The sequence below is a fragment of the Microbulbifer maximicatervae (SeqCode) genome (assembly GCF_052467385.1).
In genome coordinates this window covers 3,000,030-3,026,863 of record NZ_CP174311.1, presented here as the reverse complement: position 1 = coordinate 3,026,863, position 26,834 = coordinate 3,000,030, and the positions used below count along the sequence as shown (strand labels likewise).

22 protein-coding genes and 1 pseudogene are annotated in these 26,834 nt (G+C 44.9%); 12 read left to right on the top strand and 11 right to left on the bottom strand.

The genetic code is table 11. The features are described from left to right. Nucleotides 1-99: 99 nt before the first annotated feature. Nucleotides 100-1,119 (top strand): NADPH-dependent aldehyde reductase Ahr, encoded by a 1,020-nt coding sequence (gene ahr / locus ACJJIR_RS12745; protein ID WP_444905634.1) that lies wholly within the window; start codon nucleotides 100-102, stop codon nucleotides 1,117-1,119. Between the two features lie 121 nt (nucleotides 1,120-1,240). Here the strand turns inward: ahr and ACJJIR_RS12740 are convergent, their stop codons facing one another. Next, entirely contained in the window at nucleotides 1,241-1,729 is a 489-nt protein-coding gene (locus ACJJIR_RS12740; RefSeq protein ID WP_444905633.1) for a DUF4334 domain-containing protein, read from the bottom strand. A gap of 515 nt (nucleotides 1,730-2,244) precedes the next feature. After that, nucleotides 2,245-2,496 carry a hypothetical protein gene (locus tag ACJJIR_RS12735; protein WP_444905632.1) on the bottom strand — a complete coding sequence of 84 codons (252 nt, stop codon included), beginning with the start codon at nucleotides 2,494-2,496 and terminating at the stop codon, nucleotides 2,245-2,247. 219 nt (nucleotides 2,497-2,715) lie between these two features. On the opposite strand from ACJJIR_RS12735, the gene ACJJIR_RS12730 reads away from it, so the two are divergent. After that, nucleotides 2,716-3,741: an alpha/beta fold hydrolase gene (locus ACJJIR_RS12730; protein WP_444905631.1), complete on the top strand. Its 1,026-nt coding sequence runs from the start codon at nucleotides 2,716-2,718 to the stop codon at nucleotides 3,739-3,741. 131 nt (nucleotides 3,742-3,872) lie between these two features. On the opposite strand, the gene ACJJIR_RS12725 is transcribed toward ACJJIR_RS12730, so the two are convergent. From ACJJIR_RS12725 to ACJJIR_RS12715, 3 genes are all read right to left on the bottom strand, one after another. Further along, entirely contained in the window at nucleotides 3,873-5,456 is a 1,584-nt protein-coding gene (locus ACJJIR_RS12725; protein WP_444905630.1) for a lytic polysaccharide monooxygenase, read from the bottom strand. 840 nt (nucleotides 5,457-6,296) lie between these two features. Next, a complete protein-coding gene (locus ACJJIR_RS12720) occupies nucleotides 6,297-6,692 on the bottom strand; it encodes a hypothetical protein (protein ID WP_444905629.1) in 396 nt (131 codons plus the stop codon). A 226-nt stretch (nucleotides 6,693-6,918) separates the two neighbouring features. Next, nucleotides 6,919-7,500: a TetR/AcrR family transcriptional regulator gene (locus tag ACJJIR_RS12715; protein WP_444905628.1), complete on the bottom strand. Its 582-nt coding sequence runs from the start codon at nucleotides 7,498-7,500 to the stop codon at nucleotides 6,919-6,921. A gap of 119 nt (nucleotides 7,501-7,619) precedes the next feature. Here ACJJIR_RS12715 and ACJJIR_RS12710 point away from each other — a divergent pair, with 119 nt between their 5' ends. Further along, entirely contained in the window at nucleotides 7,620-8,369 is a 750-nt protein-coding gene (locus ACJJIR_RS12710) for an SDR family NAD(P)-dependent oxidoreductase (RefSeq protein ID WP_282933252.1), read from the top strand. A gap of 93 nt (nucleotides 8,370-8,462) precedes the next feature. Continuing rightward, nucleotides 8,463-9,410 carry an alpha/beta hydrolase family protein gene (locus ACJJIR_RS12705; protein WP_444905627.1) on the top strand — a complete coding sequence of 316 codons (948 nt, stop codon included), beginning with the start codon at nucleotides 8,463-8,465 and terminating at the stop codon, nucleotides 9,408-9,410. A gap of 898 nt (nucleotides 9,411-10,308) precedes the next feature. Here the strand turns inward: ACJJIR_RS12705 and ACJJIR_RS12700 are convergent. The 5 genes from ACJJIR_RS12700 to ACJJIR_RS12680 form a co-directional block, all read right to left on the bottom strand. Next, nucleotides 10,309-10,812, bottom strand: coding sequence for a TlpA family protein disulfide reductase (locus tag ACJJIR_RS12700; RefSeq protein ID WP_444905626.1), 504 nt, complete (start codon nucleotides 10,810-10,812; stop codon nucleotides 10,309-10,311). Then, on the bottom strand, nucleotides 10,812-12,920 hold the full coding sequence (locus ACJJIR_RS12695) for a TonB-dependent receptor plug domain-containing protein (protein WP_444905625.1): 2,109 nt from the start codon (nucleotides 12,918-12,920) through the stop codon (nucleotides 10,812-10,814). The genes ACJJIR_RS12700 and ACJJIR_RS12695 overlap by 1 nt, the downstream gene beginning before the upstream one ends. A 263-nt stretch (nucleotides 12,921-13,183) precedes the next feature. After that, on the bottom strand, nucleotides 13,184-13,372 hold the full coding sequence (gene csrA, locus ACJJIR_RS12690; RefSeq protein WP_444896853.1) for a carbon storage regulator CsrA: 189 nt from the start codon (nucleotides 13,370-13,372) through the stop codon (nucleotides 13,184-13,186). 678 nt (nucleotides 13,373-14,050) lie between these two features. After that, the gene (locus tag ACJJIR_RS12685) at nucleotides 14,051-14,647 is read right to left on the bottom strand and encodes a DUF4291 domain-containing protein (protein ID WP_444905624.1); all 597 of its coding nucleotides are present in this window, start codon (nucleotides 14,645-14,647) and stop codon (nucleotides 14,051-14,053) included. A 146-nt stretch (nucleotides 14,648-14,793) separates the two neighbouring features. Beyond that, nucleotides 14,794-17,025, bottom strand: a complete 2,232-nt coding sequence (locus ACJJIR_RS12680; protein ID WP_444905623.1) for a pre-peptidase C-terminal domain-containing protein — start codon at nucleotides 17,023-17,025, stop codon at nucleotides 14,794-14,796. 548 nt (nucleotides 17,026-17,573) lie between these two features. On the opposite strand from ACJJIR_RS12680, the gene ACJJIR_RS12675 reads away from it, so the two are divergent. The 4 genes and pseudogenes from ACJJIR_RS12675 to ACJJIR_RS12660 all read left to right on the top strand — a co-directional run. Next, nucleotides 17,574-18,167 carry a TetR/AcrR family transcriptional regulator gene (locus tag ACJJIR_RS12675; protein ID WP_282933244.1) on the top strand — a complete coding sequence of 198 codons (594 nt, stop codon included), beginning with the start codon at nucleotides 17,574-17,576 and terminating at the stop codon, nucleotides 18,165-18,167. A 74-nt stretch (nucleotides 18,168-18,241) separates the two neighbouring features. Continuing rightward, nucleotides 18,242-19,372, top strand: a complete 1,131-nt coding sequence (locus ACJJIR_RS12670) for a methyltransferase (RefSeq protein ID WP_444905622.1) — start codon at nucleotides 18,242-18,244, stop codon at nucleotides 19,370-19,372. A 303-nt stretch (nucleotides 19,373-19,675) separates the two neighbouring features. Continuing rightward, a complete protein-coding gene (locus ACJJIR_RS12665; protein ID WP_444905621.1) occupies nucleotides 19,676-20,500 on the top strand; it encodes a transporter substrate-binding domain-containing protein in 825 nt (274 codons plus the stop codon). A 47-nt stretch (nucleotides 20,501-20,547) separates the two neighbouring features. Continuing rightward, nucleotides 20,548-21,378, top strand: a pseudogene (locus ACJJIR_RS12660) (SMP-30/gluconolactonase/LRE family protein); the annotation flags it as partial. Between the two features lie 161 nt (nucleotides 21,379-21,539). Here ACJJIR_RS12660 and ACJJIR_RS12655 read toward each other — a convergent pair. Then, nucleotides 21,540-22,922: an amidase family protein gene (locus tag ACJJIR_RS12655; RefSeq protein WP_444905620.1), complete on the bottom strand. Its 1,383-nt coding sequence runs from the start codon at nucleotides 22,920-22,922 to the stop codon at nucleotides 21,540-21,542. 180 nt (nucleotides 22,923-23,102) lie between these two features. Between ACJJIR_RS12655 and ACJJIR_RS12650 the strand changes: the two genes are divergently transcribed. The 4 genes from ACJJIR_RS12650 (at nucleotide 23,103) to ACJJIR_RS12635 (ending at nucleotide 26,776) form a co-directional block, all read left to right on the top strand. Beyond that, on the top strand, nucleotides 23,103-23,684 hold the full coding sequence (locus ACJJIR_RS12650) for an HAD family hydrolase (protein ID WP_444905619.1): 582 nt from the start codon (nucleotides 23,103-23,105) through the stop codon (nucleotides 23,682-23,684). Nucleotides 23,685-24,954: 1,270 nt separating this feature from the next. After that, nucleotides 24,955-25,305, top strand: a complete 351-nt coding sequence (locus tag ACJJIR_RS12645; RefSeq protein ID WP_444905618.1) for a hypothetical protein — start codon at nucleotides 24,955-24,957, stop codon at nucleotides 25,303-25,305. A gap of 535 nt (nucleotides 25,306-25,840) precedes the next feature. Continuing rightward, nucleotides 25,841-26,308: a hypothetical protein gene (locus ACJJIR_RS12640; protein WP_444905617.1), complete on the top strand. Its 468-nt coding sequence runs from the start codon at nucleotides 25,841-25,843 to the stop codon at nucleotides 26,306-26,308. Nucleotides 26,309-26,380: 72 nt separating this feature from the next. After that, complete coding sequence (locus ACJJIR_RS12635) at nucleotides 26,381-26,776, top strand: hypothetical protein (protein ID WP_444893098.1); 396 nt, start codon at nucleotides 26,381-26,383, stop codon at nucleotides 26,774-26,776. Nucleotides 26,777-26,834 lie beyond the last annotated feature (58 nt).

Here is a 26,834-nt window from a genome sequence, read left to right as displayed (position 1 = left end):
CTAGAAAATAAAATTGTAAGGGTGCAATAAAGTCTACAGCTGAATGGCGTCTAAACTTTTAAGGTCATTTGTGATTTCCTTTTCTTCAAGGAGCCCGCCATGTCTACTGCATCAACTATTAATGCCTATGCAGTCTTGGAGGCCGGCGGTCCATTTAAGACCTACCAAATTGCAGCTGGAGAGTTGGGTGCAACAGAGGTTGAACTGGAAATCATGTACTGCGGCATCTGTCATAGTGACTTGAGCATGATTGAAAATGAATGGGGTATTGGACAGTACCCTATGGTTGCCGGTCACGAAGTCATCGGCCGTGTCACCGCGATGGGGGAGCAAGTAGCTCATCTTAAAAAGGGCACGGTGGTTGGGTTGGGGTGGAATTCAGGCTACTGTGAAACATGCCATACTTGCCGAATTGGTGACCTCAACTTATGTAGAGAGGCAAAGTTCACCATACTCACCAATGGAGGCTTTGCGGATAAAGCCAGGGCGGATATGAGTAGCCTGGTTGTTATCCCTGATGGTGTGGATTATGCATCGGCCGGCCCCCTTTTATGTGCGGGTATTACCGTATTCAATCCATTGGTCCAATTTGATATCAAACCCACTGACAAAGTGGCTGTGATTGGTATTGGTGGCTTGGGCCACCTTGCCTTGAAGTTTTTCCATGCCTGGGGCTGTGAAGTTACCGCGTTTACATCCAGCGAGGAAAAACGCAAAGAAGCCTTAGCTCTCGGTGCTCATAAAACACTGAACTCCCGTGATCCCGCAGAGATTCAAGCTGCGGCAATGAGCTTTGATTTTATTCTGTCGACTGTGAATGTCAGTCTTGATTGGGATCTGTATATCCAGGCTCTGAAACCTAAAGGGCGCTTACACTTTGTTGGAGCTGTAACTAACCCAATCCAATTTACTCTATTTCCCTTGTTATTTGGGCAGCGCTCAATTTCAGCATCTCCAGTCGGCAGCCCTGGTACCATCGAAACTATGCTTGAGTTTGTGGCGCATCATAAGATCAAACCTGAGATAGAGATTTTCCCAATGAGCCAGATAGAAGCGGCATTTGAGCATTTGAAATCTGGTAAGGCTAAGTACCGGATTGTTTTGTCGCAGGAAGGGTAGGGATATTTAACTGGATCAGCTTCTGGGTGAGGAGAGCGCAAAGTCACACTACAAAGGAGCTTAAATTAAAAAGTATGGGGTTGGGATTTAGGCAGAAGCAATTCATTAGAAATCGATAAGGTCAGTTAGTTTTTTTCATAGTGAAGAACATACGGCCATCCATTCCTTTTCTCTCCATAAGTCCTAGAATATGATCCTCATCGACTTTTCGCATCATATCATGCATAGGTATCGTGTCATAAATCATAGTGGCACTTGATTTCCCTCTGTGTTCCAAGATGCGCAGGCGGGCTTGGGCTTTTGTGGTTATATGTAGTTGTTGGGTACGGAAGAACAAAGGGGCATCGTAAGCGTTGATAGATTTGAAGTCTGAATCCCAGCATAGTAAAGGATAGACCGTTTCAGAATCAATAAACTCTTTGCCGTACCAGCGTTTTCCTGCATCCATTTCATGCTGTAAAGGATGTTGTGTGTTAAATCCTTGCGCTTCCCATCGGCCGATAAGAGAGTTTATTGATATAGGTGAGAGATTATCGTAAAACTCAAGCAGTTCTTGTGGATCCACCTGATCCAGTTTTTTAAGTTTTCCTAATGTGGTTAAGAAGTGCATGAGCTTGATTTAGTAGGGTATGTTTCTGGAGCATGTAATTGGGAAATAGCTTTCCAACATAACTAATACTGAGTATAGAAGTAGGAATATTAATAATCAATTATTCTTGCTGTGCTTGGCCGCTGATTTCAATGATGGTTACCCCCTCCGGCAGAGAGCCTAGAAACACTGGTCTTCGGTACAATATTCTTTGAGGAATTGGGTAAAACTAATACCTTCCTGGAACTGCACCTAATTACGAGCCATGATCTTTACCACTGTGAAGCAGGTAAATGGCCGTGTCTATGTAGAGTTCATTGTGACCTTGCAGGGTGATAATTAGGGGGCTCATGTATATTTCAGAAGCCAAGAATAGAAAATATCAAAGAACTATTCAGGTGCTAGGGAAGTCAAATTCTTACACCTTTCAGGAAGCAGTGAGGGTATCTGGTCTTATAGCCTGTCTGGGAGGGGTGGATCAGGTGCCCAATACTGCTGAATGTAATACAAGTTGACCATTTGTATTTTTGTACTGCTCAACTGGAATCAGCCAGTGCTCGTGAAATTTCTGCTAGAGACTCTGGTATCTTCCAAATTTTTACAGAGGTTGGGCATTTTTTATCTTGAGCGGGTGGGAGAAATTTTCTTGCACCAATAGTATCCACCTGGGCATTATATAGAACTATAGGAGCACCAGGCTCATAAAGCAGCTGAGTCCATTGTTGGTTTCTATACCTTATATTTTCTGTTGCATGATCATTGAAGCTATGAGCTGCAGGCAGGTCCATACATAGGGTTGCACCCTTAGTCCCCCTTGCGGAGGATTAATTTTAATGTGTACATTTATCATCCAGTCGTTGTAGCTGGGCAGTTTAATCATCAACAAAAGATGACAAATGTCATATATATTTGATAACAGAAATGACTTACCCAATTTCCGCTATTGCCTGATATTACATATAAATATTATTTCTGCACCGGTGTTACGGTGTTTATGGAGGCTTACATTGATCAAGAAAGTTTCTTTAATCATTGGCACGATAGTATTCCTTCTGGTGTTAGTCTGTACTGTTTGGGTCCTTACAACACCCCCGCTTCCCAAAGATATCCAGAAACAGCTAAATTTGAGTCTTGAGAAACCACTACCTGAACTGATCTCCGGTCAGAGCGGATATGTTCGCTCAGGGAGCCTTAAAATTTGGTATCAACTTAAAAGCCCAGAGGGGATACCTGTTCGTGGCACAGTGTTACTGATAAACGGTATGGGCTCTTCTTCTTTGTACTGGCCATCTGAAGTCTATGAGCCACTCTTAGCTGCTGGCTATCAAGTACTACTCACCGATCATCGTGGCTGCGGTGCCTCGAGTTGGGTTACCAACTGGGCTAAGGAGACCGCTTACGACCTTTCCGACATGATGCGCGATAACCTTGCGGTTATGGACTCCCTGGGGATTAAGCAAGTTCATGTTATGGGCGCCTCAATGGGAGGGATGATTGCGCAAGAAATGGCCCTGCAATTCCCCAATCGCTTGAAAAGCCTTACTTCAATCATGTCCTCAGGTTTTCTCGACGACCCCGAGTTACCCCAGGGAAAAACCTTCAGATACAATATGCTTCGGCTATTTCTTCGCTATGGACTCAGTGGCTCCGATGAGGGTATGGCTAAGTTGATGGTAAGTACTTATCACAGTCTTCAGGGGCAGGGAGGCTTTGATGTTGAACATATTGCACACACCACTCTCTACGAACTACGTCATAGGCAAGGATTTGATCATAATCTGCCAATTCAGCAATTTACAGCAATCTCTCTTTCTGGCTCGCGATTAGAGCGATTGGAGGGCTTAGAGGTCCCCACTATGGTTATCCACGGTGATAGAGATCCCCTGTTAAGTATTGCTCAAGCCAAAAAGTATGCAGCTCGCATTCCTGGTGCTAAAACGTTGTGGGTAGAAGGTATGGGCCATGCCATGGCACCTGTATATGTGAAACAATGGATGGAGCATGGAGTACAATTTTTGGAAGCTAATAACTAATGCCGGGATATCACTATTTACACTAAATGGGCTTACAAAAAGAAAAGGCCTCAGGATTACTGAGGCCTTTTTGTTATATGCTGGTAGTCGAAGTTTCTAACAGTTAATATTTTTGGCTGGCGGTCCTTAACTTAACGCCAAACACCCCATTGGCCGGTTGTACCCGGCTCCTCGCCCCTTGTCCACCATCCGGCAGTCCATGTTTCACCATTGTGGCTAACGATATCACCTGCGGTGTAGATTTCGTTGCTATCCCAAGCTTGAATACTGGGATCTGTGGGATCTGTGGGATCTGTGGGATCTGTGGGATCTGTGGGATCTGTGGGATCTGTGGGATCTGTGGGATCTGTGGGATCTGTGGGATCTGTGGGATCTGTGGGATCTGTGGGATCTGTGGTAGTTGATGGTTCAACAGTAAATGAGTAGATCTCGTCATCAACAGCAGAGTCACCGCTTACGGTTAACTTGAAACTTAATTCATGCTGTTCATTTGTTAAGCTTGACGTGTCGATTACCAGTGCACCACTGGGCCCGGTTGCGGTTTCAACAGGGCTTCCACTTACCTGTGACCATTCCGTATTATTGATATTTCCGGCGCTTTCTCCCGATGAAAGTACCACTAAATCCCCGTGTTCTACTCTAGCTATATCAAGCGGTTTTAAAACCTTAGGTGTGATAGCAGCTATTAATTCACTACCGTTGCTTGTAATAGTGAATTGACCGGAGGCACGTGAGTCTTTGGAGTTGAAGTAGTTACCATGTAAATCACCCTGGAAGTACATGTAATGATTCATTTCTTCATGCCAGCGACCAATAAAAACATTTCCATTGTGGTTTGATTGGTACCAGCCGGTGACTTGAGAAGCTAAAAGCCTGTCCCAGTCATTCTTATTATCCTCGGTAATTGCCAGCGAAAATGATGAGTGTTCCTCACCATTTTTATTGAATACCGTATAATTGACGGTGTCCCCCACATTAACCGAATCTATACTAATGTCTTCTGGAATAAAGGTGTTGCCTTGAATCAGGTGCGGCTGTGTGGTGCCGGGATCAGGTTCGCTAGGCGGTTCAACATCACTATTTACAATAGTGATATCACTACAGTTGTAGAAGCCTTCACCAACTGGGTCTACTCGCTGCCAACGTACAAATAAAATTGCATTACCTACCCTGTCTTCTGGAATGGTGACATTCATTCGATATTGACCATTGACGACAGGTACGTCCCCTTCTTCCTGGATAAGCTCAAGGTCATCCCATGCCAGTGGTTGTGACAGGTCTGCATCCGCTTTCGTAAGGTAAAACTCCCAAAAAGATGGATTGTGTGGCGCTGTTGCCTGGAATACGTACTCGAATGTTCCAGCATTAACTTCTACACGGGTCCAGGCATCAGTTGCTGCGCCCATCCCTTTTTTCTGCGAATCATTTGCATAGCAAAGAGTTCCATCAGGAATGGCACTTTTTACAGCGGCAGAATTATTGTAGTCAGGGATGTTAATAGAGAATTCGTTGTGTTGTTGGAAAGGATAAGATCCAGAAATGGATTTTGCCAGGGCACAGCCTGGATTGGATGGTGTTCCAGACCAGATATTGCCTTGATCATAGCAAATTTTTTGCCTGGCTTTTGGAAATTCAGACCAGCCGTGAGCGTGTACTTGTAAGCTGAAAGGTATCAGCAACATTGTCGCAAGCGCGCTTTTTTTTCTTAAAAGCATAAGGTTACTCCTGGTTTACATTATTCTCGTCGATTTATTTAGAACGACTGGAATATTAAGTTCAATTTCCTGGTGAATACTGTGAAATAAGTTGGTGTTTGAGAGTGCCGGCCATTCTTTCCTTGTCACCAGGATCAAAAAATTCAGTTAGTAAATAATTACCCGTTAAAAATTGCTAATAAGACAGACCTTTCATGTGGACATGGGTTCCATGCCATACATGAATTAACATGTTTTAATAAAATTTACGTTTCCATTAATCAATAGTTGCTTGAGTAGTGGGTCAAAAAATGAAGTTATTTTTGGTGTTTTGTGACAATGTGATGGCTGTCAAAGAAAATAAAGCATGAAGGGCGGTATAAAAGCTTGAAATTTATGTGCTAAATATAGAGGGCTCTACGGATTAATGAAAAGGAAAAATACACACTAGCCTCATTAGATTGCCTAAATTGTATTGGAGCAGGAAGGTTTTCTGGGGGGCTGAAAAACCGCATTGTTTGAGGAGGTTTGTCTCATAGCAGCATAGACTATTGCAAAGTAAATTTATTGCACTTTCGATGGTCTAGTCTCTATCTATTCTTTAAGTGAATGTTAATTTATTTGGGTGGAGCTGATAGGGGTTAGACGAGAATAGGGGGAGTGACAATGACAAACCAATAATTGAGAAGCTTCGGCCTTCAAATATGTAGCGGGCAAAAATTGAACTGTAATTATTTTTTCAATCTATTTGCTTGTTGTATCAGATAAATCGGTCAATAAGTTAATGCTGTAGGCATCAATAGATTCAGGTGCTGGAGCTGATTTGTATATCCTTGTACTTATTTTTATAGATATTAGGTCTCAGGTGGAGCTTATCAGCTTTAAGCGATTATCAATTAGCTTGTATACCTTTAAGTTGTTATTAAATGCCCCGAGAAACCATGAGCCACAGGCAATCCAATATTCAGCATCATGTTCTTTTAGAATAAAAATATCTTGGACATCCGATGTCCTCCAGAACAGCTTTCCTTTTAGGAGATAGTAGTTTTTGAGTTCTACAATTTCTATATTTTTGCTTCTTGCCCAAGATCTTATCTCTCTCCTAAAATATCTGGATTTTGGCGGAAGTACCACATACGGAAGTCCTCCAAGTATTAAGAATAAAAGTAAAGGTAGACTCCCTCCCAATTCAGGACCGAACGTATGGACTAGACTATCCAGGCCAACTGCTACTATTAGAATTAGAATCAATCTCATTTAACAATCCTAGCGGTTTCAAGCCCTATGGAGAGAGCGGCAGAAAGTGAAATATTCACTGTAGGCACATTTTTGTATCTTTCTTTAATTGCCAGGTCTAAAAAGCACCTAAATAAAAACTATTCATCTGCATCATCGAATAAATGCTCTCACCATTTTGGTTTGGATACTTCAGTCATTTTCTGACTGCCATTAATCCTTAAAGCCGTTTTGATAAAAGAGTTTTTCACTCTTTAAATCGCAGTCCATCGGCTAAAAGTGCAACCATACGTCCTACTTGCCCAGATGAGTCTTCAGATGAGGACATCCCCAATCTCGCAATTCCTCCAAGTAGTTCATCTGCAGTTATATCTGAACGAACATCTCCCGATTCTATTGCTGCACCTAACACCATAGCGAGGGCAGGCCTTAAGTGCTGGTTAAAATAGCTTGGAAGGGTTTCAAAGGCTGGATCGCCTGAGTGCAATACTTCGGATAGTCCTCGCTTAGTGGCAAAAAAGGTCGCAAATATTTGCATACAGCTGGCCAGGGCTTCAAAGGGGGGGAGGTGTTTAGCTTGTTCTATCACTTCCTCAGAGCAGCTATCGATCTCCCTGCGGAAAACTGCCGCGATCAGGTCTGCCCGCTTCGGGTAGTGCCGATAAAGAGTGCCTACACCGACACCGGCCTTACCCGCAATCTCCCGCACTGGGGCATCTACGCCGGAGGTGGCGAATACTTCCTTGGCTGCCTGGAGCAGGGCGTCATGGTTGCGCTTGCCGTCTGCTCGCTTACGTTGGCTCGAATTAGTGTCATCAGGTTTTGGCATATCTACCCCTTGCTAAACGGAACATTGTTCCGTATATTTAATCGGAACGTTGTTCCGATTTTGCCATAGCCATGTGCTGGAGCCAATGGCTCATGAGCTTATCTATGTGGAGACTGACGATGCACGGTAGACCAATTGCATTGATAACTGGTGCTAATAGGGGAATAGGATTACAAGTCGCGAGGGACCTGAGTGCTAGAGGCGTTTCTGTCTTAGTTGGGGCTCGTGATTTGAAGCTGGGGCAAAAAGCCGCTGATTCCATAGGCGAAAGCGTTTGGCCTATTCAGCTAGATGTTACTGATGAGAGCAGTATCCGAGCTGCAGCCAATACTATTAGAAAAGACTTTGGCCGTCTCGATATATTGGTTAATAACGCGGCGATTAGCCATGCAGGGGAAGCTGGAGTAACTCTGGCGGAAATCGGCAAAAAGACTCAGGTTAGCGCTGTAACTTTGGCTGAATTACGTGAGATATTTGAAACTAATGTTTTCGGGGTTGTAGCGGTTACTCAGGCAATGCTACCTCTTCTAAAACTCTCTCCTTCTGCCAAAGTGGTTAATGTTTCTAGCGGTGCTGGCTCGTTGATGAGCCATTCAAATCCTAAGAATCCGGCACGAAAAATGTTTGGTGCCTACTCCATGTCAAAAACTGCGCTAAATGCTGTGACTATGGCTTTCTCAATTGATCTTGAAAAATCAAACATAAAGGTAAATGCCGTATGCCCTGGGTTTACTTGCACTGGCTTAAATAATTACGAGGGTGAGCAAACTGTAGCAGAGGGTGCGAGGGAAATTGTGCGTGTCGCCCTTCTGGGCCGAGAAGGGGATTCTGGTACTTTTACTAGCTTTAATGGTTCTATGCCCTGGTAATTCGGTACTGATTGCAAATACCAGTGGCCACTTTACTGAGTTCTATTAACCCCATCGATCAAGTGGGAAATTAAAGTTGAAGGAGAACAATTTATGACAATATCAGATCACACATCAGTAAAAAAGCAAGGCCCTTTTGTTATACATCATGCTGTATTACTGCCTGACTCGGTCAGGGGGCAAGAGCTAAAGGTTCGTGTAATCGCACCTGTGAATGGTGAAAACTTACCAATCGTTATTTTCGCCCATGGATACAAATCACCACCTTATGGATACGCTCCAATAACTGAATTTCTCGCCTCTTTGGGTTTTGTAGTTCTGCAACCGGTTTTCCTGGATTCTGAGGTGCCAGATGATGACCCTAGAGTGCCTGAAATCTGGCAGTATCGAGTATCTGACATGAAGAGAGTTCTGGATGAGTTGGACAGTATCGAGAAAGCTGTTTCCATGTTGCGCGGCCGTCTAGATAAAGAAAAGGTAGTTGCTATTGGGCATTCCTATGGAGCACAAACTGTAGGTATGTTACTGGGGGCTCGGGTATTAAATGAAGACAATATCCCAGGCCCCGATTTATCAGATAAGCGGGTGAGAGCGGGTGTTTTACTTTGTGCAACTGGAACGGGCGGAGAGAACCTATCCCCTTTTGCGGCCAAATTCTTCCCATTTATGAATCCAAGTTTTACGGAAATGACTGCACCATGCTTAGTTGTTGCAGCGGATCAGGATGATTCTCCATTAAGTACCCGTGGACCTGATTGGTTTACAGATGCTTTTACTTTGGGAACTGGTGCTGAGTGCTTGCTGACCCTTGTGGGGGCAAAGCATTTACTGGGTGGAATTAATGGGTATGGCGTTATAAATGAAGAAGAAAATAATCCTGCCCATGTATCAATTGTACAGGCCGCAATTTCCGCGTACTTAAGTAAGCAGTTCTATGAGAAAAACTCCGATTGGGAGGCGTTACTAAGCACGCTAAAAAGCCAAGATCCATCTATTGGTTTTGTTGAAGAAAAGTCAGTCAACACTTTTATGGCTTTATAGTCTGGAAATCTGTTAATTCGTTTCATTCAATTAATCAATTTTTCTGGGCTGAAAGCGAAGCACCACTTCGCCTTTAATCACTTCTACTTTTAGTGAATGATCTGGTAGGATGAGTATACTTATCCAGGCTTTATGTATTGCGTTATAGTGAATACTATATCGAGTCTCTATATCGATAGAATATCTGATTCACCCCCAGGAAAAGATATAACGATTGTAAGGCGTATTATTTAGAAAGCCAGGACTATAAATGGCAGGAATATTGACTGTGTGTAATTTATACAGTTTCATGGAGTTTGATTCCTTATTCTATTCTGTGTCAATATTTCTGACATGTATCGTTGTGGCTTTGTTGGTTGCCCTACATTGCTAATACGGCTTGGAATTTTAAGGAAAGGGTTGTGTTGTGAACAATGCTATTTATTGTAGCTCTATATTACCCAGGACTTAATCTATGAGAGTTGCGATGCTGGTTGTGTTATTGCTAGTTAGTGTTGCTTATCTAAGTAGGCCGGAGAAAGCGAGCGAGTTACTTGCTGAGTACTGTGAAGATTCTCACCCAGATAAATCATTAGCCGACTGCAGGCAGCAAATAAAGACGCCTAAAATTAGATGTGATGTACTGAAGGGCACTTTGGAAAAAGATGGTACTTGTGTTAGGTGGGGACCGCCAAAAGGGAGTAGGCGTGGGCTTGATAATGATATCAATTTGTAAACTTTCGCTGACTTAGTGAGCCTAAAATTATCCTTAGATCTTCTTGCAACAGCTCTAAATTAGGGTAAATGGCTAAGTGAGCTGATATTCAAAGTCTTGGCTGGCTATGTCTTTAATCTATAAGTACCTAAGGATAAGCAGGATTCCTATTTCAACAAAAATCGCAGTATTCAGCTCTCTAATTTATGGGGTTGTCCCGAGAGCACTTTCACATTTGAAGTCAAAGCTCCTCTCCAAAATCGGTTGTAGTTTCTTATCCGGAATATAACCCCTTAGCCAGCTGAGCGGTTCTCCGTTGGAGGCTATAAGGAAGCTAAATGGAGTGCCGGGAGTTTCGCCCAGTACTTGTTGAAGCTGTGTGCTTGCTTGAAGCATGGGGAATTCCGGGCGTAGCTTTCGATATTCAGCCAGTAGGGCTTTTCGGGACCCATTGATACCCAGAGCGATGGGCTGAAACTGTTGGGAGCACTCGCTAGTAAGCCGGTTGAGTGCTCGAACCTGGCGAAAGCACCAGGGGCATTCCGGTTCAACCAGTACTATCAAGCTGGGTTTCCCTTTGAATTGCTGCAGGTTGATACGTTCGGGTCCGGCGAGGCTGCGCAGTTCAAAATCGTAAAGGGAAATGGCAGCTTCTGTCGCGCCAGCAGGCGCGAACAGAAGTGTGATTAGTGCGAGCCAGGTTCGCATTACAGGTTCCAGTCGAAGCCCAGGTAATACTCACGCCCTCGTAGCGGGCCGTAGATATAGGCTACGTCGTAGGCACCACTGGCATCCCAGAATAGAGGGCTCTCACCTTCCTCAACCTGGGTGTAATCTGTCAGGTTGTTTCCGCCCAGATACAGGCTCAGGTTTTCAGTGACGTCAAAGGTTAATTTAAGATCTACTGTCCAATAGGCGTCTGCGCTTGTGCTTTTTAACGTGGAGTCGCCCAACTGGTTGAAACCTTCGTAGCCAAATTCATCCAGGTCCCGGGAGCCTACCCAAGTAGCGCTGGCATATAGCATCCAGTAGTCGGCTTTGTAATCCAGATTGAATAGTGCACGTTGTTCCACTGGAGCAATGGCAAAAGATTCCCGGAAAACATCGTCGTAATCATAGGTCTCCAGTGTGCCACCGATAGACAAATTTTCGGTGAGCGCATAGCCGAGAGTGATATCGGCAGCACTTACGGAGGCGCTTTTCTGCATCTGGGTAAGCAGTGGTACTCCATCTTCGGTTTCGCTCAGTGCTGCGAGGTTATCTACTTCGGTAAATGCCAGAGACAGGGTGCTGTTGAGGCGTTCTCCCTCGAAGCTCAATGCATAAGTTGCGGATAGAGATTTTTCAAGGTTTTCGATCTCGATGGCAAAGCCGTCACCGGCATCAAGAATGCCGTGATCTGTTTCGAAAAAGGATAGGGGGGCTCGGTATCCTCGTCCCAGCGCTACCCGGGAGGTCCACTGATCGTCGTGCAGATAGCGAAGGTCTATACGCGGGGCCACCACCGTTTCATCGATCTCGGTACCGGGTTTTTGCTCGGCGACAAAGTCGGCTTTGGCGTTGTCCACTCGTATGGCCAGTGCCACTTCAAGATCCGGTGAAACGGTCCAGGTGTCCTGTATGTAGAGGCCGGTAGTTTGGTAGTCGAAACTGTCTTCGATGTAATTATCGCTTTCTTCCCCTGCGACAGAGTCGGAACGCATGGATTCATCGCGAAGATCGACACCAAATGTGAGCATGTGCTGATCGTTAAGGATCAAATTGTTGCGCAGGTCGAAGTAGTTGAGTGTGTCTGTAGCGGTGTAATCGAAGCCTTCGTAGAAGGAGTCCTGCTTGTGCTCAGACCAGGCGACAGTAAACAGCGTGTTATAGGTTTCGCTGAATTCGTGGAGCCAACTTGAGGAAATTTCACTGCGAGTGGTGGAGATCCATTCGGTGGTTTCCCAGGGTTTGCCAATGTATTGCTGCCGTACATCGTCGTCGACAAACAAGTGGTCAGATTCCACACCATCGTAGCCTTGCAGGACGGAACCAATGCTGTATCCCTGGGGGCCGCCAAAAATACTGGAGTCGGTATAGGCTGTGCGCAGTACCACGTTGTCCCGCTCACCCAGGTCATGGGAGAGGCGAACTACATAACTGGTGTTCTCTTGCAGCGGTGCTTCGCTAACACCGTTGTCATCATTGTCCATCTGGTGGTGCTTATCATCCTGAATGACCAGCGATGTACGGGTGCGTTCATCATCGCTTACATAGCCGCCCATCATGCCTAGGAAATAGCTGTCGTTGTCCTCCATAGAGGCATTGATGTTGAGGCCGGTTTCCTCGACTTCCTTGGAGATGACATTGATGGTTCCTCCGATCGCTTCGGGTGCGAGCAGCGATGCTCCCGCACCTCGGGCCACTTCGATACGAGAGACACCCGTTGTGGCCAGTGCATCCACTGCGTAATAGCCAGCCATCATGGTGTGAAGAGGAACGCCGTCGGTGAGGATGGTGGAATGCTCACCGCGCATACCGTTCAGCATTATTCGTTTAACCCCGCACATGGAGCACTCATTGGAAACCCGAACACCGGGGGACTTTTCAATAGCGTCAGTGAGGTTAACTGCCTGTAGGGATTTGATCAGGCTTTCATCAACAACCTCAGTTTTCTGGATTGCATCCAGCAAGGCTCCGCGCTCATAGAGGCGCTGGCGCACACCGATTACTACGGTTTCCTCCATTACAGTGGGCTGATCTGAAGGAGTTTCATTGGCAAGGGAGGCGGGTACTGCGGCTGCGAGAGCGGTAGCTAGCAGGGTTTTGCGAAACATGAGAGGACTTCCAGCAAGTAAACTGCTGAGTATGATAATGATTCGCATTTGCGGATCAAGTGGGCAAAGGTGGTAGTTTTAGTGGCTTTGGATTTAGCGGGCCAGGATGTAAGGGCGCTAACTTAGATGGGATACTCAAGGAGTCTATGGATTTCTTTTGGGCTGGCTTAGTGAGTTGCTCTTTGTGGAAGAGTTGGAAAGCCTTGGCCGATAGAGCGAGGTTGAGGCCCGCTGTGGGCCCTCATTTAAGGGGAAGTTGATTCTCAGCGTTTTTTGTTGCTGAGTTTCTGCTCCCTTTGAATACGAATATAAATTTCTTCGCGGTGAACTGCTAGGGATTTGGGGGCATGGATCCCGATCTTTACTTGGTTGCCCTTAACCTCCAGTACTTTGAGTGAGATGTCTGTTCCAATTCTTAGGTTTTCACCAGTCCGACGCTTCAAGATCAACATATTTTGTCCTACTGAATTTCAAGCTATTTTTTTGGCTCCGAAACCGGAAGGCTTAGAAAGACGTGATTGCAGGAAGGGCAGGGAGGAGCGCGAGAACGGTAAGCATGAAAGAAGAAAAGGCGGGCACTACGCTCCCAGAGCTTGGGAAATCGCTCCAAACTACTGGATCTTCTCGACTTTATTGAAGACGAGCGGGTTTCTAGCGTACTATGCATATAGCCACTTTGATACTGTGATTATCAAGTTGGTTAGCTGGCCCCTGGTGTTGGTAGCACCTTGGGTCAGCGCCTTTTACTTACTTTTATGTCACGCTACCGTTCTCCTTTGAGAAATGAGTCTTGGATTTGTTTGAATCAACGACCCTTAAAGAACTGCTGGGTAAGACTCTAATTCCGATAAATATTCATCAATTTTACGCAGCTTTGACACTAAAACAAACTTAATAAAATCCAATAAGATCATTTTAGTGCCTATATTTTTTGTGTTTGTTTGAAAAGTCTACAGCTGGCTGTTGTATTTCTGGGGAGAAGGATAACACTGCTAGTCATTCTCTATATTGATTTTTAAAAGTAATAGCATCAGTTCAATTGAGCCCCATTTGCTGACCAAAATTTTCATCGCACTTTTCGATTTTTGGATGTGTCATAGGGGCTTAATGTTGGTATTGGCCGTGCAGATTTACATTTCCAATCTTTCTATTAATGAAGTACTTAAGGAGTATTCAACCTCTGAGGGAAGAAGATTTTCCGCTTGCTCAAATTCTCTAGCTTTGACTAGTTGGTGAATTCTGTGGGCGCTTTCAGTTACATCAGTAATTTTCTGAATCCATTCGTTAACGTAAAGCATTACAGCTTTATTCGATAGCCCAATCTGAATAGCTCTGTGAGGAAGGGGTTCCAGATCTAGATTTCGTTCAGGGTCCCATTGAATACGGACAGGTGTAGCTCTTTTAGCTTCCAACCATGCTTCTTTCGTTGGGTATTGATCGGTTTGGTGGCTAAGCAGGCTATTCTGTAAGGCCCATTCAAATCCTTCTCTAGTGATATCTATCGCCAGAATGCGGTTTTGTCCGCTGTCTTTTTCTCCCCAACCCGAACGATACATCATCCATAGGAAAGAGGGTTTAATCCAAGTCATACGTTCCATTTTGAATGGTGGGCATACAAAAGTTCCGTTTTCTAGGGCGGAATTTGCAATGGCTGTGTTGTATGCTTGGTAGACGCGAATGGTGTGATTATTAAAGCTAGCGCGGATCTGGCGCGTTGGGATAGTCATTTCTTAACCTCTAAATACATACTGTAATGTTACAAGTGGTTAAGTTTTTAGTAAAATTCTATGCAAATTTACTCCTCAAGAGGAGTAGTAGAGTCCGATGATATAACGAAGCTCTACTACCAAATTATTAGTTAATTATTCATGCTTCAATAATCAGCACTAATCCAAACATTTTCAAAGTCGGTATAACCATAGATGGTAATATACCAAGTGCCCGATTGAGGAGCGTTCAAATCTATGGATTCATAGTTGCCCCAGTTTTCAGAAGCGTAGTCGGCATTTGATTCAGTGGCGGGTTCACCGTGCTTGATGTAGAGATCTGCATCACCAACGGAGTTGAATAGAGCTGCGCCCGTAGCTACAGAAAGCTGGGTCGCTCCTTCAGGAACTTCAATCTTAAACTCTAATTGATCTCCTGCATGGCCATTCAGGTCAGAGATAACCTCGCCGGGGATTAAAAATTCATCAGTAGATGATTCAGTAAAAGAGCCGACCAGGGATACTTGATCGAAGTCTGTATAGCCGTGGAGCATGACATGCCAGATTCCGGGAGTTGGGTTTGCTATAGCAACGGACTCCTCATTGCCACCTAAATAGGGCCGATAATCATAGACTGATTCAGTTGGTCTGCTAGCAAAACGAATATAGAGATCCGCATCGCCACTACCACCGGTTATCTCAAATGAAAGGTCGCTGGCATTTTCCGGTACTGTGATGGTGTAGAACAACGACTCTCCTGCACTGGCATTAAGACCGCTGACAGGTTTCTGATTAACCAGAATATTGTCGGACTGATCAGCCAGGGTTACCGTTGCCGTTAAATCTACACCCTCGAAGGAGCGTTCGATAGGAGACAGTAATATGTACCAGCGGCCGGTTTCCGGCGAAGTGATCTCAATATCTTCAATATTACCGCTATTTTCAGAACTGAAGTCAAAATCGGCTGGGGTAGGTTGGCGATTATAGGCCACGTACATATTCATTTCACCGCCCAGTTCATCGCCTGAATTGTCAGTAATAACCGTCAGGGTTTGAGCATTTTCGGGCACGTCAATATGGAATACTTTTTCGCCTTTGCTACTTAAATTCTCTCGCGTTTTTGATGGGATAAGAGTTAGCTCTGCCTCCTCATCACAAACTAATGAATTACCGCCTTTAGCGGGGCTGAAGCTAATGCTCCCTTCATTAAGATAAGAATCAATTAATTCAAGTGCTTCGCAGGAGTAGACATCGAGGAGATTGTCCGTAACATCAATATCAGTTAAGAGATGTCGATCCATTACCCACTCGAATTGCGCAGTATCCAAGTAGTTGCCGGCAATATTTAACGTTTCTAGACGTTTAGGTAATTCGGGTAACTCTGTGATGTTTTCATTAACAGCGGTTAAGTGTTTTAAGTATCGGAATACGTGAATACCTTGCAGTGACTGGATTTCCCCGTTGCCAGGAGTACGAATTTCTTCAATGTTTGCTGCTTCCAGGCTGTCAATCTCACCATCGTTGTTTGTGTCGAAATAGGAAGTCAAATATGACTTGAATGCAGGGTCAGGAATATTAATATTGACCGCGCCATAGTGGGATGCTGCTGCAACCTGGTCACCGCCGCCCAAGTCGATACGCTGGGCCATTATACGGCTGAAGTGCTCATAACCCGATTTAGGGATAATAGTCTCTTGGCCATTAACCGAAAATGCACGTGATGGGTAGTGCATGACAGACAGGAAGTCATAGTTACTGTAGTTGTGGGTTTGTCGTATATCAAAATTGTGGACATATTCGGGTTTAATATTATCCTCAATGATTTCGACATATTCATCACGATCAGATCGCTGATGTTCATGCCTCATACCAATAACATGGCCCAATTCATGGACAATAATGTACTTGGTATCCCAGTTGTTCATGCTGAAGAATTGCCCGCCGCCAGTTTTTCCAACCATGGAGCGGTTTTCAGTTCCGTTTCTTACGTGAACGTAGTCTGATTGATCGGTGCGCCTTAAAAATTGTAAGTCCGCAATTTCTTCCCAGACTTTGGTGGCGTCGATAAAACGCTGTTGATTTTCTTCAGTGACACTATCGTAAAAGTCGTAATATATGATTCCATCAGGCCACTTATTCGCTGATATTTCAACAGCGGACATAATGCTAACTTGACCGGAATCCTCTTGAACTGGCTCCAGCATATCTCCGGTCAGCTGGTATAGTTTGCCATCAATAATGACTTGGCTCGATTTGGGTTGCTCCTCCAGTTGAGCAAACTCATTGCTGGTATAACTCGGTATCGCTTTATTAGCTGTCTGGCTGTATGCCACTGCCGACTGCAAGGTTAGAGTCAAGGTCGCTGAAATTCCCAGTGCTGTACTGGTAAATAGTTTCATTTTCATGTTCCTGCTTTGAAAATGTTTTTAATGTTTTGCCAAACTTTTATCCATAAATAGTCGAGTAGGAGGCATGTCTGATTAACTCTGGCAACAAGTTAAATCAGGATGAATATGCCGCCGCGCGGGAGAATACCGATGTTTGGATTTGAGGTCGATAGGTGGTTTTAAGTTGATTCAGAATGCGAGATTTGATTCGTGGCATTTCTCGAAGGACGGGCTTACGAACGAGATAAAATGTAGAGGATGACTATCAATTTTCGAATGTATATCTTGGTGTTATTAGCAATACTTGTGTTCTGAATATTAGAGATCACCCAGGTGCTTTGTTAGCTGGGTAATTAGTGCCAGATCCAAATCCACTTGCTCTAAACTACGAATATCTTCGAGACAATTTCATATGAATGAGTGGGGTCGTATCCAGTTTGAGGATATACGGCCACCTCAACCAGTCGTACAAACCCCTCAAATTGAACAACAAATAGCCTGGAAGGCAGTAGGGTACCCTGTTAGCCTCTCTTGCAAGCTAGATAGGAAGGAGCGGGCCTATGCAGGAGTCGGATGTTGCCAATCGGCTAATCGATGCGGCGCGAGAGTGCTTTTTGAACGATGAGTACCAACGGGTCACAACTCGCCAGATCGCTGCTAAGGCTGGAGTGGCGGTATCGATGATTCGATATTACTTCGGTAGCAAGGATGGCCTCTATGAAGATATGATCCGCCAAACCCTTCTGCCATTGATCGAGGCCGTAGAGCAACTCAGCCTTGATGGCGATTGGGATTTTGGAGATTTCTTTGCCCTTTACTACTCCACCATGCAAGAGAATCCCAAGTTTCCGGCTCTGATCCTGAAAGTCATGGCCCTTAATCAAGGGCCGGGGAAAAATGTGATCCGTCAGCTCCTGGAGCGGGGGCGTCAAAGGGGATCTCGCCGGTTAGCAGAAATTAAGGGTGAAGAAGCCGAACCTGAAGACCCCAAGTATGATTTGCTCAGGATTTCATTTGTCAGTTTGGCTATGTTGCCGATGTTGGCCAAACCCGTCCTGGAAGAGCAAATGGGGCACGTTATGGACCCCGATTTCTTAAAACAGCTTGCAGAGTTTAATGGCCGACTTCTGAAGTCAGGTTTGCAAAGCTTATAGCGATAAGGCCTCAGCAAGTTGAGGCCGGTCTCTTATGTCTATTTTTAATCAGATGTTATTTCTGAGGAGTTCTTATGCCCCAGTCAATGCAAAGAAATAGAGCCGTAAATTGGGTCTTTCAGCGCGCTTCTAATATGATTAATGGTATTTGTAATATTCCTAATGCTCTGATGCCGCCGCCATTTCGAGTAATTCAAATTGGATCGCTATTTTGGCAGTCTAGATGTCTGTATACGGCTGTCCGATTAAATATAGCTGATCATATTAACGGCGAAGTCGTTCCAGTAGAAAAACTGGCAAATGATTGTAATGCAGATAAAGAGCATCTATATCGATTGATGAGGATGTTGTGTGCAATGGGGATTTTTAAGGAGGTAAAAGCAAGGCACTTTTCGCACAATCGAAACTCTGAGGTGTTGCGCAGTGATGCCAGTAACAGCGTAAGAAGCATGGTGCTCATGCATAACTCCCCAGAATTCAGCAAGCCCTGGTTTAATGGTTTTGAAGACCATATTAAAGATGGGAGTGTGCCTTTTGAAGGTGTTTATGATCAGGAAATGTTTGATTATATGAATGATCATCAATCTGTCAGCACGCTGTTTTCGGACGCTATGGATACCGTTGATAATCTTACCGGGCTACAGTATTTACAAGATTTTGATTGGAGCAGGTTTGATAGGATTATTGACTTGGGTGGGGCAAAAGGCAGCAAAAGTGCGAGTGTCCTCTCTTCATATAAACACATAACGGCGATGGTGGTCGACAGGAATAATGTTGAGGGGACGGCAAGAGAGTACTGGAAAAACTCATTGAGTGATTCAGTTGAAGAGCGATTGGACTTCTTCCCTGCAGATATTATTAACGATAGGCTGCCGGTAGCTAATAGTGATAAGGATATCTACTTGTGTACGGCCGTTTTTCATTTACTGAATGACAGCAAGGCAAAGCGACTCCTCAATAATATTTATTCTGCCATGCAAGGGCAAAAAGCTACGCTCGCCATTGTTGACGCAGTATTACCTGAGAAGGGCGCAGACCTTAATTTGGCTGCCATGGACATGCAGATGTTGATGGGAACTCGTGGGCGGGAGCGAACTTTGAGCGAATGGAACCAACTGTTTGGTGATAGTCCTTTCTACTTGGTGGAGACGGTCTCCGTACGTACCTTTGCAAAACTGATGGTGTTGAAAAAGAGAAAGGGTTAGGTGCTAAGCAGTAAGTGGGTGTCAACAAGCGCAATGTTATCAATTGTGAAAATGAAAAAACATTGCGCTTATTGTATTGGTGGCACGAATAGTCTGCTTATCAATTATAGATACGCCAGCAAACCAATATCCGTAGTAGCTTAAAGTGCAGTATCACCTGTATTGGTTTTATATACGCCTATATTTACCTATAGCCTCTTTCTGCTAGTCGACTAAGGTTTCGGCCTTTGGTGTCTCAGTGGATATTACAGAATTACTTAGGGGGCTCTGAGCCAATATATTTGAAATTACTGGATCTTAGCTATGTATCTAGTGTCCCGTCTAATAGGCAGCTTGCTAGTTTTATTGGTTATTTATGTGGGGTATGTTTGGGCTGATCTTGAGGGTCGAGAGCTAGTTGCTGGGGTTACTTATGATATTCCAGGGTTGGCGTATAGAGAACCCTCTTCTGGCGCTATAGAAGGCTTTGAGCCTGACCTGGTCAGGGCAATTGGGGAGAAGTTATTTGGCGGCCCTGGTTATATAAGGCTAACCCGTGTGCTGGATGAGGATCGTATGAAGGCACTTGAAGACGGAAGAGTAGATATGGTGGTATCCCAGTTTACCATCACTCCAGAGCGCGAAGAAAAAGTGGACTTTTCGATTCCTTATTACGTTACGGGGGAGGGTTTACTAGTCCATAAAGATAGCGATATTGAGAGCTTTATCGATCTGGAAGGTAAGATAATTGCTGTCACTAAGGGCTCACTTTCCCTGAAAAGAATGCGTGCTGTCCTGCCGTCATTGGAGGGGGCCAGATTGGTTGTAGCGCCTACAAGCTCAGCGACCTTAGAGGCTGTTCAAAGCGGAAATGCTGATGCTGCCTCCAATGACATTATTAACCTGGTACTTTTGCGTAAGGCATCAGCCTATCCGACTTTATATCGTCTGGTGAATATTAGTGGAGACTTCCCGCCAAAGCCCTTTGGTATCGGTGTTAAGAAAGGGAATAAGGAACTGCTCGAACGATTAAATGCTGCTCTAGAAAGCCTAAAGGAGAGTGGGGAGATCAATAGAATGCTGGATAAGGCCGTTTCCAGTGTGGGTTCAGAGAATGACCCTGATGATACCTTCAGCGGCTCACAGTAGAGTAGTCGCAGAACTATCCGTACAGATTAAGTCTAATTAGGGGCGATATGACTACTAAATCCCCCAGTGTCTTCTTTTCTTTGCTTTTCAGCTCTGTCCTTTTCTTGGCTATTACTTACAGCAATTATCTACTGGGGAATTCCCCGATGCAGGCTACCCATTCGATCTTGGTGGAAACGGATGCACATGAGGGGCTTGTTTATGTACCCTCCCAGAAACGTCTCTACTTCACCAGTGTTCCAGATTTAGAGATTGAGAATCCACAAATATCGATCCGTTACTACGACTTTATTACTGGCGAAGTTGTAACCTGGAAGCACCGAAGCAATATGGCAAACAGCATGTGGCTTAGCAATGACGGTGAACATTTACTGGTTGCAGAGCAGGGGAAAGGAGCAACCCCGGGCGCTATCAGCCGCATAAGCCTTTCAGACGGTCAACGAGAAGTGCTTGTAGATGCCTATAAAGGTAAGCCATTTAATTCACCCAATAAAGTTGTACAGTCACCCTCTGGCTGGATCTACTTCACCGATCCAGATTATGGCTACAACCAAGGCTTCAAGCCTGAGCCAATGTTAACGCCAGCTGTCTACGCTTTTGATCCTTCAACAAAAAAGTTAATTCGCTTGTCAGCGGAGTACATGATGCCTCATGGGCTGGCAATCTCTCCAATAGGCAACCAAATTTATATTGGTGATACTGCAGCTATCGATGGAAAGAATCCTTACAACCCCAAAAAAACAAAAGACATTTATGTAAGCGCTTTGCCATCCCCGGAAAAATTGGAAGAGAAGCAATGGGTTTTGTCGGTACCAGTAGGGATTCCTGATGGTTTTATTGTTACTGGCCCCAAAAATGATCTGTGGGTGGCGGCAGGTGACGGGCTGCGACACTATCGAGAGAACGGCTCCCTGGTTAATCTTTACCCTGTTCCCGGCGGTGTATATAGCGTAGCAACTGACGGTAAAGCAATTTACTCATCAAGTAATACCGCTATATGGAAGACAATTCCCGAGGGGAAGAGGGGGGATAGTTCCTCTTACTTTTGGAGTGCTATTACCTGTTCGATCTGTCTAGCTACGGCAAGTAGTGCCAAATCCGCTCCGGGTAACCCATCTATCTCCAGCCCCACCGGTAATCCATTGGTACCAGGCCCGATGGGGATGCTGATGCTTGGGGCACCGGTAACTGATGCGGAGACATTGTTGTATATCAGTGTGTCCAGGGTGGGGAGTGTCTGTCCATTTAGCTCCAGTTGGTATGAGGATGTTTCCAGGGGTTGCGCTTCGATAGGCGCAGTTGGAAATACGATCGCGTCCAGTTGATGCTGTTGGATGATCTTCGAATAGCTGTCGCGCACGGCAGGTAACTTCTTTAAGGCCGCTTGATAGGCTGTGTCTGGTGGTGACTTAGGGCCGAGCACTGATTCCTGATAGACCGCTTTCACATCCTCACTCTTGATCATTGCTACCAAACCCTCTAGTTGAGTTTGTGGTTGATAATTTGCCAGAAAATGCCCCATGGCTGTCCGCATCTGATGAAACCCGATGGGAAATCCGATTTCGAGAGCGGCGCTGACTATTGGCGAAAGGTCTACTTCTACCAGGTCTACTCCGGCATCAATAAGGGTACTGATTAGAGCCCTGAAAGACTGGCTTACTCCAGGTGAGAGGTTATCAAATAGAGGGTGGGCAAGCCCCAAGCGCAACTGATTGATTGGTTTGCATTGGGGTACGGAGACCCCTGTCATCACTTCAAACAGATAGATGGTATCTTCAACACTAACAGCCATAGGGCCGACTGTGTCAAATGCAGGCACAGAGGGTACGACTCCGTGGCTGCTAAGGTTGCCGGTTGAAGGGCGAAAGCCAACAACACCAGTTAACGCCGCCGGTAATCTGACGGAGCCGGCGGTATCGGTGCCGAGGCCAGCGGGCACAATCCCCGCGGCTACGGCAACAGCGGTGCCCCCCGATGAACCGCCGGGGAAGCAAGCGATGTCCCACGGATTCCTCACGGCACCAAATGCAGCGTTATTGGAGGTTACGCCAAAGGCGAGTTCATGTAGATTGGTCTTCCCAACCACTATGGCCCCACATCCCTCTAGCCGCTCAACCACTGGGGCAGAGGACTTCGGCAGAAAGTTCATGCCAAGGGTCCCAGCAGTGGTATGCATACCCTTTACATTGATGTTGTCTTTAACAGCGATGGGGATACCGGCAAGGGGTCTACGGTGGCTACCGGAGGCCAATTCCCTGTCAATGCATTTGGCTTTTTGAAGGGCGCCATGCCGATCGAGACAGATAAAAGCATTGAGTTCGGAATGAGCAACTGCATTGTCACAAGCTTCTTCAATCAGTGATACTGCGCTAATCTTTCTTGCGAGCACTATCTCCACAAGCTCATGAAGGGAAGTCGTCATAGTTTGCTTACTAGCTTCTGATTGTACTTGGGATCTTAGATCATAGAGAGGAAGAAAGTAGGACGATAAGAATGATATTGGCTAATTTGATAGCACTAGCCTTGGTCTCTCCGAGGTGTATCTGATGGTGAAGAGTGAGCAGCGCGTTTCTGGCCATTGAAAATATGAGGGTTATGGGTTTTGAAAATTGATGTATTACTGTTTGATCTCGGCGGCGTACTAATAGAGCTAAAAGGCCGTCCATTACCAACCGGTAAAGCGCCTGTGACAGATGTCATTATCTCCGGTCCGGTAAGGCAGTTTGAGAGAGGAGAAATCACCACAGAAGAATTTGCAAACGCTTTAAAGTCTCAATTGGAAATAGAGGAATCGATAGAGGCTATTATCGATCATTTCACAAACTGGCCCGCAGGATTCTATCCAGGAGCAATTGAATTACTCAGCTCTCTAGAGGCAAACTACAGAGTGGCCGCATTGACAAATACCAATGAACTTCACTGGCCACGCATCACTCATGAATTTAATGCACATAACTACTTGGGCCGAATATTTGCTTCCCACCTTATAGGTATGGCAAAGCCCGATGAAGCATTTTTCAAGCACGCGCTTGAGCAGCTAGAAGTTGAAGCCAGTAGTGTTGTCTATATGGATGATATCCCTAGAAACGTAGAGGTGGCGAATAAGGTGGGTATGAATGCGTTTCATACAAAGGGTTTTGATTCGGTATTGGAAGTGATAGAGCGTATTAATATTCAAAAATAGGGCTTTGGCAGTAAGATAGGTTGGAGGTCTAGCAGACTACTGTGTAGAGGTAGTTTCTTAGCCTTTAAAATCTACTTAAGCCATCCAGACATGCCTACCCTCAAGTTGCCCCCTCTTTCTAAATGTTAATTTTCAGGAGCTTACTCACAGTTCACGGCTAAGTTCATTCGAATGTTGGTTAGACTATAATTTTCGCCAGTTAGTAAGTGCCAGCTTAATGAAATAAGATCATGATGAGTGTTATTTCTGGGTTCAGTTGAGAAATTGTAAAAAACACTTGTAAATTATGGGGTTACGCGAGTAGGGTGAAATTGAGATAGTAGTCATAGTGATCGCTTTTGTAGTTTGTTTAATCGTGCCATTTTAGTGTAACTAGCTGATTTCTAAAGAGAAACTGTAATGGTGGCGGTAGATTGATTATGAGATAGTAGTCAATATAATAGTGGTCAGAATGATTACTATATAAATGTTATTGGTCGCTCGCTCCAGTTTTGCGGGGGTTCAATAAAGAATAGCAGGTAATTATTAGGTTGCTGTATAAAAAAACAGTATTGGCGGGAAAGCCCATAGCCAACGGTTCGACCTTCATGTAAGCTTCGAAGCTTCAGCGACGCTCGCATAACGAAGTTAATGCGGACGGCGCAGCCGCTTCGAAGCAAGGCCGCGAACCTAGTGCTGCTAGTTTCTCTCTCCGAATCGTGGTAGACAATAAAAGAAAGATATTTGTAGTGGATTTGTACACAGTGCCACGAGCAACAAATAACAACCCGATTATGCGGAAACCTAAAAGTTGTCATTCCCTTTGCTTGCACAAAGGCACTGCCAACTTTCTTAACGGTTCCGCATATCTATTTTCGTTATTGGTCGCTCGCTCCAGTTTTGCGGGGGTTCAATAAAGAATAGCAGGTAATTATTAGGTTGCTGTATAAAAAAACAGTATTGGCGGGAAAGCCCATAGCCAACGGTTCGACCTTCATGTAAGCTTCGAAGCTTCAGCGACGCTCGCATAACGAAGTTAATGCGGACGGCGCAGCCGCTTCGAAGCAAGGCCGCGAACCTAGTGCTGCTAGTTTCTCTCTCCGAATCGTGGTAGACAATAAAAGAAAGATATTTGTAGTGGATTTGTACACAGTGCCACGAGCAACAAATAACAACCCGATTATGCGGAAACCTAAAAGTTGTCATTCCCTTTGCTTGCACAAAGGCACTGCCAACTTTCTTAACGGTTCCGCATATCTATTTTCGTTATATTTACTCGGAGTGAGAGTCAGTGGCAAACAATCTAACTCTTCAGGTTTTGTTCAATATCGAAAAAAAGTACTCTCATAAAGAGACAGCAAAGATTGTTGGAGAAGCTCTAAATCTGGTTTTTGAAAAAGATGACAGTGGTCGCTGGGAAGAATACCCAGCGTACATGTCGATTATTATGGGCATTGAGCTGGCATTGCTAGCACCACCAGAACCTGAGTTTGATTTAAGGGAGGAGCCGGAAGATATTTATCAACTCACAAGCAGAGATCATACTCCTTATACCGAAAATTCAGCAGAAGTTGATCTATCTACCTATTTGGCGACAATTATAGAGTCAAAAACAGGCTTGAAATGTGTTCAAATATCCTAAACATAACAAGGCAATCAACTTCGCTCCGGCCACGTTGTGGCATACGCCGGACTGTCGCCGCTGCGCGTCGCCAGCCGGTTATTGCAGGCGTTATGTTTCGAAGTACCCATAGAGCATGAGTGTTAAACAAGAAATATATGTGGCGCTTTTACGGCACGCCATCCCAAGAGCAAGAAATGAGCTTTCTCGGAAGCTACCCGTTGGTCGAAGCAAAGCAAACGCATATGAATTGTGTCAGTTAACCCATGATCTTGTAATTTCTATTTTAGAAACTGACTTTCTTGATCATGATTTTTATTTTCTAAACGTACACGCACGGTCATACTGCAAGTACGCGACTGGAAAGCCAGAATGTAGGATTATAGTTGGGCTAATAAAAGAGCTATTTGATGCTGTGCCGCAAAATCAAAGGTATCGTCTTAAGTGGCGAGGCCCAGAAACATAACAAGGCAATTAACTTCGCTCCAGCCACTTCGTGGCTTCCGCCGGACCTCCGGCCGGTTATTGCGGGCATTAGAAGCCTAGGAGGAATCAGTTGCAACTCAAGGATTACATCACACTCACAATATCTCTTATTGCTTTGGCTGTATCTTTATACAATTTTTATGTACAGCAACTCAGAAGGAAAGAGCGTTTAGTTGGCTCCATGATTTCTATAGGAATTAATGATGGAAAAAGGGATAGAAAAATGGAGTACTCCGTTAGTAATGTAGGAGATGTGCAGATCGTAGTAAAAGAAGCAGAGTTCTCAACTAATGGAAGTGTTGTAAATGCTGAAGTGGTTGGACTTCCTGTTGTCTTGAAACCTGGAGAAATTGCATTGTTCGATATTTTATATAACAGCTCTGAGGTGGAAAGTAACTCTACAGAAGTGGTGGAGATTGGTGTGTTTTCGGCCTTAGGAAAAGGTTATCGGCTACCTCACACTCATAAAGAGCAAGGCAAAGAAGCCGAAGGCCGTTGGAATGTTTTCAAATTACAGCCCGAGCATGAAGGCTTCTAACAAGTCAATCAACTTCGCGCCTTCGGCGCCGGACGCAGTAAACTGCGCCGGTTATTGAGGCGTTAAGCCAATATGACCAAGAAAAGTAGAATAATTGGATTGCTCTCTATAGTTCCCGGTACGATCTGGGTACTCTATTTAACAATCGCTCTCGGATTGGCTGTGTTTAGTGAAGGAAGATTTGATCTCGGGCCAAATCCATATCAAACAGTATTTTTACTTTTTGTACCGTGCTTAGCTCTATTGCAGCTTTGGAGGCTCCTTTATAAGGAAACTCCATTGTCCGAAATTGGTTCACTTGAAAAGGCGGTTTCAACGTTGCTAGGCGTGCCGGTGATTTTGTTGGGCGCAGGTACTGTTTTAGCTATTTTGTTTACATCTCCCTCAGCAGCTGTGCTTTATGGTTTGTTCGTTTTGCCATTAACTATTTATGGAGCATGGTGCCTTTATGAACTCTGGCTGGCTTAACAAGCGCAGGCTGTCGGAACGCCTTTCCGCTGCGCTCCAAGTTGTCCGCAGCTGCGGG